This window comes from Bradyrhizobium sp. Ash2021, assembly GCF_031202265.1.
Classification (GTDB): Bacteria; Pseudomonadota; Alphaproteobacteria; order Rhizobiales; family Xanthobacteraceae; genus Bradyrhizobium.
In genome coordinates, this window is sequence record NZ_CP100604.1 from 4,363,453 (window position 1) to 4,377,439 (window position 13,987).

Sequence of the window (13,987 nt, forward strand, 5' to 3'; positions counted from 1 at the left end):
GCTGCGGGCCGGATCACCCGAACAGCGCGACGTAGATCACGTAGAGCCAGCCCAGGATGCCGTGGATGATCGCCCACAGGATCGAATGGTTGTTGGTATAGGAGATCGCGATGGCGAGCGCCGAGCCGAAGCCGACGCCGTATTTCGCGCCCTCGACCCGAATGCCGTAATATCGATTTCCGTTCATGGTGATCGCTTCCAGCGAGTAGCGAGTAGGGTGGCTTATCGTAACGTAACCCACCGCCCCATGGCGAGTGAACGACGGATTACGATCCAATTGAAATTAATGGTTTGGAGCTAAATCGGTGCACCCGTCATCCAGAGGTGCGAGCGGAGCGAGCCTCGAAGGATGGGCCACGGCCCGTACTCACCCTTCGAGGCGCGCAAGAGCGCGCACCTCAGGGTGGCGGGAGACAGTGTGTGCCACAAATTCACGTGAACCGCCGATGCGCTCGTCAGCCCTGCAGGCCCGTGGGTTGAACCGCCTTGCTTGCTGACGTAAGCGTCCGCGATGAACCAGCCGATGCCCGGCGCTGATGCTTCTCCCCAAAAATCGGATGCGAAACCGGCCCTGCTCGGGGTCGCCTGCGGCGTTGGCGCGGCGCTGTTCTGGGCGCTCGGCTTCGTCGCGACCCGGCACGGGCTGAAGGCGGGATTTACGCCCGCGGACTTGCTGATGCACCGCTTCCTGTGGTCGGGCATCGCCTTCCTGCCGGTCGTGCTGCGCGCCGGCCTCGGCAATCTCTGCGGCATCGGCTGGGGGCGTGGCCTCGCGCTGATGGTGCTGGGCGGACCTGTCATGTCGATCATCAGCTATTCCGGCTTCCTGTTCGTGCCCTTGGGCCATGGCAGCGTGATCCAGCCGTCCTGCGCGACGCTCGGCGGCGTATTCCTGGCTGCGGTCTTGCTCAGGGAGCGGGTTTCGTTCTCGCGGCTGGCAGGGGCGGTCGTGATCGTCGGCGGCCTTGTGGTGATCGGGGCCGAGTCGATCGGCCATATCGGCCCCAATGGCGTGCTCGGCGATCTGATCTTCGTGCTGACCGGATTCATGTTCGCCGGTTTTGGCATGCTGCTGCGCTATTGGCGCGTCTCCGCCTTCGCCGCCGCCAGCGTCATCTCCGTGCTGTCGCTCGTGCTGCTGCCGGTCTATGCGGCCTCCGGCGGCTTTGCGCGCGTGGCCGCGATCGGCGTCGGTGAAAACGCGCTGCAGGCGCTGGCACAGGGCATCCTGGCCGGGCCAGCAGCGATGTATCTATTCGCGTTTTCGATCCAGCTGCTCGGCGTCGCCCGCGCCGCCGTCTTCCCGGCGATCGTGCCGGCGCTGACGATCCTGGTCGGCTGGCTCCTGCTCGGCGAGCCCCCGACCGCGCTGCAGGCGGCCGGGCTGGTCACGGTGTTGTCCGGATTCTATCTGGCGCAAAGGCAGCGGTAGCTCTTTGGACATTCGTGGCGTTGTTTGCCCTGACGATGATTACCCACACCTCCGCGATCTCGCGGCGTGATGCGTCCGAGTTTTTGCCACCTGATGGCCCTCCCGAAGAGAAGAGGGCGCAGGGAAAGCCGGGTGCCGGCTGGCACCCGCGGCCCCCTGTGCGGCAGATTTGCACAAGAATGCACAGGGGATTGACCACAGGTGGGCCGGGACATCCCGGCTTTCCCCGCGCAGTGGTTTACGGCTTACTTCGCGCTCTCCCCGGTGAACGGGCTTTCTTGCCACCGTCATCCCTGAGAAGCTTGCTTCTCACGAACTTGACGCCAGCATCGCGGCGCCAGGACCACACGACTTCGCCGTCCGTTTCAGCTACGCTCGTCGGTCGCAGCTTACGCGTCCACCGCATCCCACCGCGCGTTCGTGACGTGCGCAACGCCCCTCTCATCGGGTGAGATGCGCGGATTTAAATCAGTGATTTGCCCGACGGCGAAAGCGAAATATTTTTCGCGTGAGCACTGGACAGGTTTTGCTGATTTGCCCGTCGCGTTGTTTTGCCGCATGCGGCGCCGCCAGATTTGACTTGCACCCGAAGCGACGCAGCGAGCAGGGCGCGAACTTATTGAATCAATCGGTCGTAGTCGGAATGTGACCCGATCCAGAACCAGAGATAGCCGCCGTCCACTTCAACGGACAGCGCGCGGTACCGCAGACCTACTCTGACAGACCAGTACCGTCCGACCTTTTTGAATTGCAACGAAGGATGGCGGGGATCGCGTTTAAGAAGTCCAAAATTAGCGTCGGCCAATTTCTGAACTGGAAGCGGCAACGCTTGATATGCGGTCCATTCATAATCGCTGAGTTCGTAGCGCATGATTCGAGGCTCCGGTTTCGGAGCTTGGGATCAATCCGGCATGGCCGCGGCGGGGCCGCTAATGCTCTGAATTACTTCCGCTTTCGGCGGAACTGCGGACATGGCCGGGCTTGCTGCTGACTCGACCCGGTCGCGAATGACCCCAACCAGAAATCGATTTTCACGCGCAAATGAGATAGACTGATGTCACGCTGGGTGTCCAATCGGACCGGGAAGAGCCGGAACGATGCAGCGAAAAAGTGTTCTGAGGTCGGTCACTGGCGCGATCGCATTCGCCGCCGCAGGAAACCTCGCCAGTCCAGCCTTTTCAGAGGCAGCGACGCTTCCTTGTTCGTCGTCAGCGGACCCAATGGGCAGAAATGGCGGCGAACTGAGGCAGCCTGTGACAGCAGTGGCGAAGCCGTATGAGCTTCGTGCCGCGCGTTCCAGCCGCTGCGAGGAGTCGCTCCGATGGTGAAGAGGACAGCCGTTGCCCCAGAGGAACAACCTTTCATCCTCTCGAGCTTGCCGCCCGGCCGGGCGCAGAGACGGCTTGCCCTTGCCGTCGTGCTCGCTTTGCTGGTCGCCTTTCTCATCACGGAAGTTGGGCCGCTCTCGACCATCCAGCTGGGGCGGATCGACGCCTTCGTCCCGGCTTATGCCACGGCGATGCTCGTGAACGATTCGATTACCGCTGTCCTGCTGTTTGCCCAGTTCTCCATCTTGCGTTCGCCTGCCCTCCTCGCGATCTCAAGTGGATATCTCTTCACAGCGCTTATGTTGATCCCGTGGATGCTGACCTTTCCGGGCGTCTTCGCGCCAGGTGGCCTGCTTGGCGCGGGACTGCAGAGCACGACCTGGATCTATATTCTGTGGCACGCCGGATTTCCCGTGTTTGTCATCGCCTATGGCCTGTTGAAGGATGCCGATCCGGCCAGGCGGTTGCGGCAGGGCTCCGTGGGCGCGGCCATCCTTGCGAGCGTTGCCACGACGGCGGCCGTCGTGTGTGCGGCGACTTTTCTTGTCACAGCGGGGGATGCGCTATTGCCGCGCATTTCGCTCGATCCGGTCCGCTTTTCTACCCTCTGGCTTTATTATGCCGGGTGTCTTGACCTGTTGAGCGTTCTTGCACTCACTGTGCTCTGGATCCGGCGGCGTTCGGTGCTCGATCTGTGGCTGATGGTGGTGATGTGCGCCTACGTGATAGAAATCACTCTGATTGCGTTTCCCGTTCCGGCCCGCTTCAGCTTCGGCTGGTATGCCGGCCGGATCTTCGGGTTCCTGTCCGGCAGTCTCCTCCTGTTTGTCCTGCTGTACGAGATAACGACGCTTTACGCGGGGGTGCTCCGCGCGGTCTTGGCGCAACGTCGCGAGCGCGAGGCGCGGCTGATGACCGGGGACGCGGTGTCGGCTTCGATTGCTCACGAGATCAAGCAGCCATTGACTGGGATGATAACGAATGCCGATGCGGGGTTGCGCTGGCTTGAACGCTCGATGCCCGATGAAGCGAAGGCGGCATTCGAGCAGATCGTCGCTGATGGCCATCGCGCGGCAGCGGTGATCGGAAGCATTCGGGCGATCTTCAAGAAGGACAGCCGGAACAGAACTTCGCTCGACATCAACCAACTTATCGGGGAAGCCCTCGCCTTGACGCGCGGCGATCTGCAGAGGCACCGGATACAGGTCCAGGCCGAGCCGAATGCACAGCTGCCGCAGGTAAGAGGAGATCGAATCCAGCTGCAGCAAGTGCTTCTGAATTTGATCACAAATGCGATCGATTCGATGGCGGCCAAGGATGGGCCGCGGGTCCTGTGCGTGAGGTCCGAGGTCCACGACGGCGCGAGCGTCATCGTATCGGTGGCGGACACCGGAACAGGAATCGGCTCGCAAGAGCTCGAGCGGGTATTCAACCCAATGTTCACTACAAAATCGGGCGGTATGGGGATGGGTCTGTCGATCTGCCGTTCGATCATTGAGGCCCATGATGGCCGGTTGTGGGTTGCCCCCAACAAACCCGAGGGCGCCGTCTTTCAGTTTATGCTGCTCGCCGACGGTGCGGCGTCTGCTGGTGCTTCACGACGAGAGCGACCCGAGGACCTCCTGGTTAGTTCGCGCCCCTGACTCGGAATACGCCGTCATCGCCACCGAACGCGATGCCGCGCCCCGAGTGTCGGAGTGCCGGCCGAAATCGATGAAGCAATCGAGTTGTGCAGCTTTTGGATTGCCGGTTAAGCTGCCTGCAGAGGCTGCTACCGCCTGAAGCGGACCTTGCTATGCAAAGCACAGACGTTGCCGACGGATCGTGAGCGACGAGGTGCGTTTCCGGTCGTCAGATCCGCTCCTGGCACATCGCGTCATTTCGCTGCGCTGCGGAATTTGGTCCGCTATTTGCGCAACGCAACCAACGGAAACCACAAGCGGCGTTCGGTGCGGCTCCGCCATCGCCGCGACCGGCGGCACCTGCTCACGGCGGGTTGAACGGAAGCTCGGAACGCCGGCTGTGTTCGCCGGTTGGTCCTTTTGGCCGAAAAAAGGAGGACGACGATGAGGAAACTCGCGCTATTGGGGGCGGCTGCGGTCCTGTCGACCGTGCTGGCGACCCCGCTGATGGCCCAGGAGGCCACGCAGGAACCGGGCATGATCGGGTTCACCTATCCGAATTCCAATTATTTGACCGGCGGGTACGGCGTCCACACGCCATACAATACTGGCCGTTTTGCTCGCATGCCCTATTACCGGCGCGTGTACTATGAGCCCGGCCCGCTGGGCTGGGCTGGCGGGGTGGTCGGTGGCGGCGTCGGAATCGCGACCGTACCGCTCGCTCCGTATGATGCCTACGCCTATGATCCCTATTGATGGGATTGGCGCTCGCGACAAGGCGTGACGGCGCATTCACTCACCGTAATCGGCCTTCCGCTTTGTGGAGTTGTGACTACACGACGACTAGATCGCGCCACCCGCACAGCGCGCCCGTTCTGTATCGAGGCGCTGTTGCAGGATAAGACTTCGATGATCACCGCATCGATGGCTACCAGTCCTCGTAGATCCATTCCCTTGGGGCTCGAGGCCGCGCTCTCGCGTGCGGCGACGGAAGCGGTCCCTCGGGCTTGCGTGCGGTCGGAGTCGGCTGCGTCGGAAGCAGTGATGTCTTGGGCAGGTTCTGCTCGGAAACTCTCGCGACTGCGCGTTTTATCTCTTCCTGGCTCGCCTTGAGCTCCTCAATGGCTTTCGAATTGTCGCTGGCTATTTGCTGCTGGTTCGCTTTGAGCTGCTCGATGTTTCGCTCCACATTCGCGAGATCGCGCGCCATCGTTTGCAGCAACTGTGTGTAATCGGGCAATGCTGCGGTAGCTGTCGGCGCGGCGTCTTGCGGTGCGGTCTGAGCCAAAGGGGGTGCTTGCGGTGGTGCTGCCTCTGCCGCGGCCACTTGAACGACAGATGGAGCGGGCTGCGCGGGAACCGGCGGATTATCCGGCCGCAATGATAATGATGGAGTTGAAACGAGCTGTGGCGCCCAACGGGCGACAACCAGCTTGGCCTCGCCGCCATAGGACGACTGCAAAACCAGGGCAGGGACAACGATACACGCCGCCAGCGTCAAGCCGACAAGGGCCCGGAGCGCCGGCCTTTTAGGCGGTGATTTTGGGCGAGGTCCGGCCGCAGGCGGACGCGCGTCATCGCGCTCCATTTTATCAAGCTGTTCAGTCAATCGCGCGAGCTCTTCATCCGCGCGCGCGATCTGCTCCTGGGCGTGCGCGAGTCGTTCATCGGCGCGCGCGATCAGGGCATCGTGGGGTTCAATTGCTTTTGGAGTGGGTGTGGAGTTCACTGGCGTCTCCCTTTCCATCCAATGTCATCCGAAGGTGGCGGTCGACTATCCGTCGGGTCGACCAGCGGCCAAACACTCCATGTAGTCTTGCCCAAAGAATGGCCGTATAATGGAAGAATAGGGGATCACATGGCGATAGCGTCAGGGAATCCGGCGGACGCAGCCGAACGGCGCGGCGGCTCTCCGCTTCGGTTCCAGGGTATGACCGTGACAGTGCACTCGATTTACTGCCGTAGCTCGGCGGCCTTTGGGCTTTGTGAATTGAGCGGATTAGCCGTAAGGCGCCTCAACGCTTTTATATCCAGCGCGATCCGGTTGCCATGATTTCAGCATTATTTCGGCAATAACTGGCGCCAGGTAACGCACTGGAGGGCAGGGTGGTGCCGAGATCCGGAATTGCGTTGGTGCTGATGGGGTCGCTTGTGCTCGGCGGCTGCATGCAGGCGACGCTCGCGCCGTCGTCGGATGCGAGCATGACGGCAAGGGACCGGCAGTTGCTGGCCCATCCGCCGTATGCGCAGGCCAGCATTCCCGAGCGTTATCTCCGGCACATCGTCGACTATCCGCGCAGGGAGCAGCCGGGCACGATCCTGGTCGATACCGATGCGCGCTATCTCTATTACGTGATGCCGGGGGGCAAGGCGATCCGCTACGGCGTGGCGGTCGGAGAGGAAGCGATGGCCTTTTCAGGCGTCGCCACGGTGGGCCGCACGGCCGAATGGCCGGACTGGATTCCGACGCCGGAAATTCAGGCGCGGCTCGGCCCCTATCCCTCACGCATTCCCGGCGGCCCGGCGAATCCATTGGGCGCGCGGGCGCTCTATCTCTACCAGGGCAACAAGGACACGCTCTATCGCATCCACGGCACCAACCAGCCCGAATATATCGGCCAGGCGATCTCGTCCGGCTGCATCCGCATGAACAATGCCGACGTCATCGATCTGTTTGAACGGGTGAGGCCCGGCGCGACCGTCGTCGTGCTGCCGCCGGGCCAGAGCGCATAGGCGCAATGGCAGCCTGCCCGCCGCAGTTCGCAGACGAAGGCCGAGCTGCGGATTACGCGGAGTTTATCATCGGGCCCGCAATCGCCCGACCCGTTCGTTAATCCGCCGCTAATCAGTCCTGGGCTAATCCGCCCCGCGAGCTACGGGCTAACCCGTTTTCCGCGCGGACAGCCATTTCGGAACGGGATCGAGCGGCGTGCGATAGACTTCCCTGTTATCGCCGTCGGTGACGCGGACGGCACAACCTCTCGCCTTCAGTTCAGGCTGTACCTGTGACAGTTCGTTCGCCAGTTGATCGGCTTTGTCGGAGGCACCATGCAGATCCTCGAGGATGATGCTGCCCTGATTTTTGAACTCTTCGCCAACCACGAGATCGAAATAGTAGTACGGCATCCGAAGCTCCCAAGTCTTAGCTCCAAAGTCTCAGTTCCTAAGTTCCTAAGTCTCAGTTCACAAGTCCAGATTCCAAGTCTCAGATTCCAAGTCTCGGTATGCATTGCATCGTACCACTGAGTCTCCGGTTCCCTAAGACCACCAAAGCATAATGCGTAAGCTGTTCGCGCAAAAACAGTGTGCAACGTGTGAAGGAACGGATCGACGTGACGCGTCGCGCGATGCGGGCTCCGTAGATTTCCGGTGATGCGTCGTCAGAGAACGGTGGATTCGGCGTTGCGCCTTTGCCTGCAAGCCGCAGCGCGCAGGGTTCCCGCTGCACGACTTGCTGCAGACGTCTGGCGAGCTATCGCCAATTTTTGGTGACGGCCTGATCAGTCAGGCGGCGGCGGTTGCGGGCTGAGGGGCGGCCAGCTTGGCGGTGACCTCGATCCCGTCGGTGAATTTCACACCGAGAATGATCTTTGGCAAGTGTGCATGTCCGTCGAGCCGTCGCCAGGATCGTTGCGCCCCTTCGACCAGCTTGAATACCATGGCGAGAGCGGTCTTGTTTGAGAGGCAGCCTTTCGATCGGATCGTGCGGTGGCGGACGGTCGCGAAAGTGCTTTCAATCGGGTTGGTGGTGCGCAGGTGCTTCCAATGCTCGGCCGGGAAGTCGTAGAAGGCGAGCAGCAGGTCGCGATCCTTCGTCAGACAATCGACGGCCTTCTGGTATTTCGGCGTGTAGCTTTCGATGAAGGCGTCGAAGGCGACTTCGGCATTGGCCTTGGTCTCGGCCATCCAGATTTCCTGCAGCGCCCGCTTGGCCTTTGGTTGCACACTCTTGGGTAATTTGCCCAGCACGTTCGCCGTCTTGTGCACCCAACAGCGCTGCTCGCGTGCTTTCGGCCAGACCTCGCCGGCCGCTTTCCAGAAGCCGAGCGCGCCGTCGGCGATCATCAGCTCGGGCCGGGCATCGAGCCCGCATCGCTTCAGATCCAGCAGCAGATCGCGCCAATCCTGCGCACTTTCCCGAGCGCCATCGGTGAACCCGACGAGCTCTTTCTTGCCCTCGGGCGTCGCGCCGATCAGCACCAGGATGCACTGCTTTTCATCTTCCAGCCGCGCCTCGAGGTGGATGCCGTCCGCCCAGACGTACACGTAGCGCTTGCCCGACAAATCACGCTTGCGCCACTGGGCATGATCATCCTGCCAGCCGTCCTTCAGGCGGCCGATGGCGCTGGCCGAGAGGCCGGGCGCATCCTTGCCGAGCAAGGCCGCCAGAGCGTCCGAGAAATCGCCGGTCGAGATGCCCTTCAGGTAGAGGATCGGTAGCAGCGTCTCGATCGACTTCGAGCGGCGCATATAGGGCGGCAAGATCGATGGCGAGAAGCGGATGCGGCGGGGATCGCCGGCTGCGGCCTCGCGATCGCGCACGCGGGGCTGGCGCACCGGGACCGCGCCGATGCCCGTCATCACCTCGCGCTCGGGCAGATGACCGTGGCGCACCACGCGTTGGTGGCCATCCTCGGTCTTCAAATCGGCATGCTTGGAAAGAAACCCGGCGACCTCGGCCTCCACCGCCTGGGCGAGAAGGGCACGCGCCCCATCGCGCAAAATGTCGGTGAGTTGGTCGCTGAAAGTTCCTGGCTGAATCAGTTTTACGACGGTATCCTTAGACACGGCATATCGCTCCTTTGGTGGAGAAGTGGAGGCGTTGAACACCCCCACGATATGCCGCCTTCCCGATTCACGCCGTCACCAACTTTGGGCCATAGCTCACGTCTGGCTTGACGTCATCAAATAGCTGTTGCAATCCGCTGACCGTGACGATCGCTTGGATTATTGAGGAACCTTCCCAAATTGACATCGCTAAGGGAATTGGGGCGCGCTCTGGCCGCTCTTGGCATCATCGCCGTGCTGACCGGCACAGCGGCAAACGCACAGAATCTCGATCAGGGCAAATCGGCCGCCAAGCTGTTTGCTGACGGTTGTACGACGTGCCATCGCAGCCCCCGCGGTCTCGCCAAGGGCCGCTTCAAGCTCACGCTCTACCTTTTCCTAAAGGACCACTACGCGAGCAGTGCGGACACGGCCTCGGCGCTCGCCTCCTACCTCGGGTCCGTCGACAGCAATCAGCGCGGCCCGTCGCGCGCCGCCGCGAAGCCGTCGCGTTCTGCGACCGGCACATCACACTCCTCGTTGCGGCCGCCCATGCCGGTGCAGGGGCGTTAGGGAGCAGCGCGCATGAGCGACTTGTCCGCCGTAGCTCGAAGAGCGAAGGCGGAAGCGATACCGGGTGCGAGTGATTGATGGTCAGATGATAGATCAACCCCGGATATCGCGGAGCCTGTCATCGGGCTCGCATTCGCGCGACCTGGGCTCATCCGGGCTACGCTTGCTGATGTTTCCACATCGTCATTGCGAGCGAAGCGAAGCAATCCACAGCGCCGCTTGCGGAAACGTGGATTGCTTCGTCGCTGTCGCTCCTCGCAATGACGGTGAACCAATGCGTGCGGCCAATCCGGCAGACCGTAATCCCCCGAGCGTGCGCATATCTCCCCCTCAAACCGGGACCGGACGATAGGCGGCTGCGGCGTTCCGCTCGTCGGCCGTCGTTACCTCAAATGCGGCCTGGGCCGCCCTAACGACAGCCGCATACTCCGTGGTCCATTCGAAAAGCGCCGCGACCGGCCGCTGGAGCGTCCTGCCCAAATCGGTGAAGGCATATTCGACTCCCAGTCTTCCCGTTGTAAGCACCGTTCGCGCGACAAGGCCGCTCTTTTCCAAGCGCCGCAAACATTGAACCAGGCTCTTCTGCGAAAGACCGGGAACGTCGCGGCGGATCGCGTTGAACCGCCGCCGGTAGCCGTGATCGCACAATGAGCCGAGGACATGGATCGTCCATTTATCTGCAAGGAGATCGAGCAGCGCGCGGTCATCGCGCGCCCGTTTTTCGCTGGAGGACATGGCAGCGGTTACCTCAAGGAAACTAGGTTGCAATCTGGTGCGTAATTTACACCAAGTTTCAATCTGATACCAGTCTCTCGACTCGCGGCAGAGATCAAGGAGGGATCGAATGAAACTTCACGACAAGGTGGCGATCGGATGAATGGCATTTGGAGTTCTGGCGATATTCCCCGCCTCGATGGGCGTTTGGCAATCGTAAGCAGGCGGAACGGAGCAAAAAGATGAGAGTAGCACTCGATAAAAAAAGGTTCGGCCCCTGGGCACTCGTCACGGGTGCCTCGTCCGGAATAGGCAAGGAATTTGCGCGGCAAATCGCAGCTTCAGGAATCAACATTGTCCTCGTTGCGCGGCGGGAGGGCCTGCTTAAGGAAGTAGGCGTTGAATTTAGCAAGCGTTACGGTGTGGAGCATCGAGCCGTCGTGCTTGATGTCTCTCGGGAGGATTTCATCGGGCAACTCGCCTCCGCCACTGACGATCTCGACATCGGCCTTGTCGTCTCCAATGCCGGCACCGGAAATCCCGGCGAGTTCTTGAAGCTTGATCGGCAGTTGCTTCAGGCGACTTTGCGGCTCAGTACGATGGCGCATCTGGACATCACCCACCATTTCGGCGCGAAACTCGCCAAGCGGAAGCGGGGCGGCTTGATCCTCGCGGGGGCAATGGGTGCGGAAGGCGGCGTTCCCTGTATGGCGAATGACGGAGCCGCGAAGGCGTATGTACACAGCCTTGGCGAGGCGCTTCACTATGAGTTCAAACCTCTAGGTGTCTACGTCACGGTACTGGCAGCCGGGTTTACGAACACAGCGGTGCTCGAAAAGTTCGGCCTCGATCCGAAGACCATGCCGATGAAACCGATGAGCGTCGAGCAGTGCGTATCTGAGGGCCTCAGCGGTCTGCTCAAAAACCGCTCCAAAATCGTACCAGGCCGGATGAACCGCATCTTGAACGCCCTCGTGCCGGCTTCTCTTGCGCGGAAGATGGAGGCGGACCTGCTTGGTAAAGGGCTTGCCAGCAAATCCGCATCTGCCGGCTCGTCATCATCCTTGGCAGGGTCAACCGGATCATGAACGCAGGCCGTAGGGCGGATTGGCCGAAGGCGTAATCCGCCGCCTGGTATAAAGCCGTAACGGCGGATTACGCTCCGCTAATCCGCCCTACGCGCTGAAATCGAAATCACGCTCGTGTAGTGTGTCCAGGGAATATCGGGTTCCCGAGGCCGGCGGCTTCCCGGGTTAAGACATTGGTTATTTGTTTGGGGTCATTTTCACGACCTCATTCAACAAAGAGGTACCATGTCTGACATCACCATTCCCGGCGGGCGGATTCGTTCTTTCGTTGAGCGGATCGAGAATCTGGACACCGAAATGCACGAACTGAGCGAGCAGAAGAAGGAGGTCTTTTCGGAGGCCAAGGGCGAGGGGTTTGATGTCAAGATCCTCAGGGAGATCATCAAGCTGAGGAAGGAAGACAAGGAAGAGCGCGACGAGCGCGAAAGCCTGCTCGATCTCTACATGCGGGCCATGGAAACGGCGCCGCCGGAAAAGGCAGCGAAGGCGGCCTGAGCCGATCGAAGAAGCGAGGGTCGCCCGGATGGGCCAACGGGTCGCGCGAATTTGCGCCCGATGACTGGCTCCGCGATATCCGGGGTGACGTTAGAGTTGTCCCGGATGTCGCTTCGCTCATCCGGGCTACTTGCTGGTGGTCCAATTGTAATCCCTCCTCGCAGCCAAAATCCTGCGAGTGCTGCTCCAAGCTGAATGGTTGCGAGACCGTCGAGTGAGGATTGCAATCGATCCGCGGTATAAGGAGCGCTAACAATCACGTTGTCTGAGAACGAAGTGAGATGAGAGCCAGATGCCTGGGCAGCCATCTGCGAAACACCTCGGCTAAATAACTTCGGAACCATGGCTATGCGCGCGATTCTTCTTGGATCATTTGCCGCCTGTTCGATCTCTGAACACCAACCAAGAACGTCGAAGTATGCGACTATTCTTTTCTCATAGTTCAACTCGCCATATTGAAGCTCGCTCTCATCCATAATCATGCTGATTATCCCGCCGCGCCACCTTCCCAACTCGGGCAAGAAAAAGGCCGCTCTTTGCGGCGCCGGGCATAACGCGTCCCCTGGCGCATCTACAAACCATTGAAATCGCGCAACGCGAATCCCGCGCGCCGACAGGTGAGACGCTCCTTGCCGGCAAAGCACGTCCCCTAAAATCGAACTCGCCACCACATGCACGAAAGCCCGTGAAATCTGGTTTTCCGACGATTTTTCCCGCCCGCTTGCCTCAAGAGCGTCATTTTGAACAGGGGCGCTGTGACGCGTCTTTTTAGTCCCGGCTCCGCGCTCCCGCGGCCGATCGAGTCCTTGCTAGAAATAACCCGCGTCTGTACGGTGCGTCGCAGGAGAGTTAATTTTCCATGAATGGATCGGCTAAAATGACCGCAATTCAGGGCGTGGTGTCGGAGGAAGGTGCGGACCAGAAAATGCCACCAGGAGTGCTTTTTGATGGCCCGGTGGTAGACGCCAAGTTTCGCGATTCCTACATCGCGTTCGGCATCATGATCGCAGGTTCGATCGCGGCGCTGGTCTGGGCATTCACGCAAGGCATCGGCTGGGTGGAGAGTTCGGTCTTCGTCGGCATGTTCGCGCTGAGCACGGTCGGCATCGGCTTCATGCATCGCTACTTCGTCCACCGCAGCTTCCGCTGCGGTCCGGTCATGCGGACGCTACTCGCCGCGATCGCCACGATGGCGGTGCAGGGCTCGGTGCTCAAATGGGTCTCCAATCATCGCCGGCACCATCTTCACTCCGACAAACCCGGCGATGTCCACAGCCCCTACTATGACGGCGCCGGCAACCGCCATGTCAGCTTCGTCAAGGGGATGTTGCATGCGCAAGGCGGCTGGGTGTGGGACCAGGCGACCACCGATGCCGAATACTACGCCAAGGATATTCTGGCCGACCCGATCGCCATGTTCTTCACCAGGACGCGCTGGTACTGGTACGCGATCTCGGCGGTGTTCATTCCGGGCGCCATCGGCTACGCGCTTGGCGGCGTGCACGCGATGATCGGCTGCGTATTGTTCTCCGGCCTGTTCCGCAGCTACGTCATGACCATGGCCACCTCGCTGGTCAACTCGGTCTGCCATAGCGACGGTCGCTACGGTTACCGTCGCTTCGAGCTCAATGATGGCACGACCAACGAGTTGGTGACCACGATCCTCACCTTCGGTGAAGGACTGCACAACAACCATCATCGGTTTCCGCGGGACGCCTACCTTTCGCACGCTTGGTACGAGATCGACATCAATGGCCTGATTATTCGGGGGCTTGGGAAACTCGGGCTCGTTCACGACATTTTCGCGGCCGGCGCGCGTCGACGGTCCCTACCGCCAGATACGCAGCACGGCGGCCTTGGGGCCGACGCCATCCAGATCCCATTCGACCGCGTCGCCGAAGACCTTCGCTCGTCCGGAAGGTAGACTTGCCCGCTATTCCCGGAAGCCGGACCCCTCGCTCCCAGGTT

General features: G+C 61.0%; 15 protein-coding genes. 8 read left to right on the forward strand and 7 right to left on the reverse strand.

What is annotated here, in order from left to right; genetic code table 11:
- Positions 1 to 13: 13 nt before the first annotated feature.
- Complete coding sequence (locus NL528_RS20735) at positions 14 to 187, reverse strand: hypothetical protein (RefSeq protein ID WP_309184514.1); 174 nt, start codon at positions 185 to 187, stop codon at positions 14 to 16.
- Positions 188 to 511: 324 nt separating this feature from the next.
- On the opposite strand from NL528_RS20735, the gene NL528_RS20740 reads away from it, so the two are divergent.
- A complete protein-coding gene (locus NL528_RS20740; RefSeq protein ID WP_309184515.1) occupies positions 512 to 1,432 on the forward strand; it encodes a DMT family transporter in 921 nt (306 codons plus the stop codon).
- Between the two features lie 616 nt (positions 1,433 to 2,048).
- On the opposite strand, the gene NL528_RS20745 is transcribed toward NL528_RS20740, so the two are convergent.
- Positions 2,049 to 2,303 (reverse strand): hypothetical protein, encoded by a 255-nt coding sequence (locus NL528_RS20745; protein ID WP_309184516.1) that lies wholly within the window; start codon positions 2,301 to 2,303, stop codon positions 2,049 to 2,051.
- Positions 2,304 to 2,753: 450 nt separating this feature from the next.
- Here NL528_RS20745 and NL528_RS20750 point away from each other — a divergent pair, with 450 nt between their 5' ends.
- Both NL528_RS20750 and NL528_RS20755 read left to right on the forward strand, forming a co-directional pair.
- Entirely contained in the window at positions 2,754 to 4,403 is a 1,650-nt protein-coding gene (locus NL528_RS20750; protein ID WP_309184517.1) for an MASE4 domain-containing protein, read from the forward strand.
- 423 nt (positions 4,404 to 4,826) lie between these two features.
- Positions 4,827 to 5,138 (forward strand): hypothetical protein, encoded by a 312-nt coding sequence (locus NL528_RS20755; RefSeq protein WP_309184518.1) that lies wholly within the window; start codon positions 4,827 to 4,829, stop codon positions 5,136 to 5,138.
- Between the two features lie 172 nt (positions 5,139 to 5,310).
- Here the strand turns inward: NL528_RS20755 and NL528_RS20760 are convergent, their stop codons facing one another.
- Positions 5,311 to 6,111, reverse strand: a complete 801-nt coding sequence (locus tag NL528_RS20760; RefSeq protein ID WP_309184519.1) for a hypothetical protein — start codon at positions 6,109 to 6,111, stop codon at positions 5,311 to 5,313.
- Positions 6,112 to 6,521: 410 nt separating this feature from the next.
- Between NL528_RS20760 and NL528_RS20765 the strand changes: the two genes are divergently transcribed.
- The gene (locus NL528_RS20765; RefSeq protein ID WP_375144066.1) at positions 6,522 to 7,115 is read left to right on the forward strand and encodes a L,D-transpeptidase; all 594 of its coding nucleotides are present in this window, start codon (positions 6,522 to 6,524) and stop codon (positions 7,113 to 7,115) included.
- 147 nt (positions 7,116 to 7,262) lie between these two features.
- Here NL528_RS20765 and NL528_RS20770 read toward each other — a convergent pair whose 3' ends face one another.
- Together NL528_RS20770 and NL528_RS20775 are read right to left on the reverse strand one after the other, a co-directional pair.
- Positions 7,263 to 7,508, reverse strand: coding sequence for a DUF6894 family protein (locus tag NL528_RS20770; RefSeq protein WP_309184521.1), 246 nt, complete (start codon positions 7,506 to 7,508; stop codon positions 7,263 to 7,265).
- 378 nt (positions 7,509 to 7,886) lie between these two features.
- A complete protein-coding gene (locus NL528_RS20775) occupies positions 7,887 to 9,170 on the reverse strand; it encodes an IS256 family transposase (RefSeq protein WP_309176722.1) in 1,284 nt (427 codons plus the stop codon).
- A gap of 180 nt (positions 9,171 to 9,350) precedes the next feature.
- Between NL528_RS20775 and NL528_RS20780 the strand changes: the two genes are divergently transcribed.
- On the forward strand, positions 9,351 to 9,722 hold the full coding sequence (locus NL528_RS20780) for a hypothetical protein (protein WP_309184522.1): 372 nt from the start codon (positions 9,351 to 9,353) through the stop codon (positions 9,720 to 9,722).
- 330 nt (positions 9,723 to 10,052) lie between these two features.
- Here NL528_RS20780 and NL528_RS20785 read toward each other — a convergent pair whose 3' ends face one another.
- Positions 10,053 to 10,457, reverse strand: coding sequence for a helix-turn-helix domain-containing protein (locus NL528_RS20785; RefSeq protein ID WP_309184523.1), 405 nt, complete (start codon positions 10,455 to 10,457; stop codon positions 10,053 to 10,055).
- Positions 10,458 to 10,678: 221 nt separating this feature from the next.
- On the opposite strand from NL528_RS20785, the gene NL528_RS20790 reads away from it, so the two are divergent.
- Both NL528_RS20790 and NL528_RS20795 read left to right on the forward strand, forming a co-directional pair.
- Positions 10,679 to 11,524, forward strand: coding sequence for an SDR family NAD(P)-dependent oxidoreductase (locus tag NL528_RS20790; RefSeq protein WP_309184524.1), 846 nt, complete (start codon positions 10,679 to 10,681; stop codon positions 11,522 to 11,524).
- A gap of 225 nt (positions 11,525 to 11,749) precedes the next feature.
- Entirely contained in the window at positions 11,750 to 12,019 is a 270-nt protein-coding gene (locus NL528_RS20795; protein ID WP_309184525.1) for a DUF2312 domain-containing protein, read from the forward strand.
- On the opposite strand, the gene NL528_RS20800 is transcribed toward NL528_RS20795, so the two are convergent.
- On the reverse strand, positions 11,965 to 12,501 hold the full coding sequence (locus NL528_RS20800; protein ID WP_309184526.1) for a hypothetical protein: 537 nt from the start codon (positions 12,499 to 12,501) through the stop codon (positions 11,965 to 11,967). The two genes, NL528_RS20795 and NL528_RS20800, sit on opposite strands and share 55 nt — an antisense overlap.
- A 395-nt stretch (positions 12,502 to 12,896) precedes the next feature.
- On the opposite strand from NL528_RS20800, the gene NL528_RS20805 reads away from it, so the two are divergent.
- Complete coding sequence (locus NL528_RS20805) at positions 12,897 to 13,943, forward strand: acyl-CoA desaturase (RefSeq protein ID WP_309184527.1); 1,047 nt, start codon at positions 12,897 to 12,899, stop codon at positions 13,941 to 13,943.
- Positions 13,944 to 13,987: the final 44 nt, after the last annotated feature.

Coding starts and splice junctions, on each gene's coding strand:
- NL528_RS20735 (WP_309184514.1), bottom strand. CDS start 187: ATGAACGGAAATCGATATTACGGCATTCGGGTCGAGGGCGCGAAATAC.
- NL528_RS20740 (WP_309184515.1), top strand. CDS start 512: ATGAACCAGCCGATGCCCGGCGCTGATGCTTCTCCCCAAAAATCGGAT.
- NL528_RS20745 (WP_309184516.1), bottom strand. CDS start 2,303: ATGCGCTACGAACTCAGCGATTATGAATGGACCGCATATCAAGCGTTG.
- NL528_RS20750 (WP_309184517.1), top strand. CDS start 2,754: ATGGTGAAGAGGACAGCCGTTGCCCCAGAGGAACAACCTTTCATCCTC.
- NL528_RS20755 (WP_309184518.1), top strand. CDS start 4,827: ATGAGGAAACTCGCGCTATTGGGGGCGGCTGCGGTCCTGTCGACCGTG.
- NL528_RS20765 (WP_375144066.1), top strand. CDS start 6,522: ATGGGGTCGCTTGTGCTCGGCGGCTGCATGCAGGCGACGCTCGCGCCG.
- NL528_RS20770 (WP_309184521.1), bottom strand. CDS start 7,508: ATGCCGTACTACTATTTCGATCTCGTGGTTGGCGAAGAGTTCAAAAAT.
- NL528_RS20785 (WP_309184523.1), bottom strand. CDS start 10,457: ATGTCCTCCAGCGAAAAACGGGCGCGCGATGACCGCGCGCTGCTCGAT.
- NL528_RS20790 (WP_309184524.1), top strand. CDS start 10,679: ATGAGAGTAGCACTCGATAAAAAAAGGTTCGGCCCCTGGGCACTCGTC.
- NL528_RS20795 (WP_309184525.1), top strand. CDS start 11,750: ATGTCTGACATCACCATTCCCGGCGGGCGGATTCGTTCTTTCGTTGAG.
- NL528_RS20800 (WP_309184526.1), bottom strand. CDS start 12,501: ATGATTATGGATGAGAGCGAGCTTCAATATGGCGAGTTGAACTATGAG.
- NL528_RS20805 (WP_309184527.1), top strand. CDS start 12,897: ATGACCGCAATTCAGGGCGTGGTGTCGGAGGAAGGTGCGGACCAGAAA.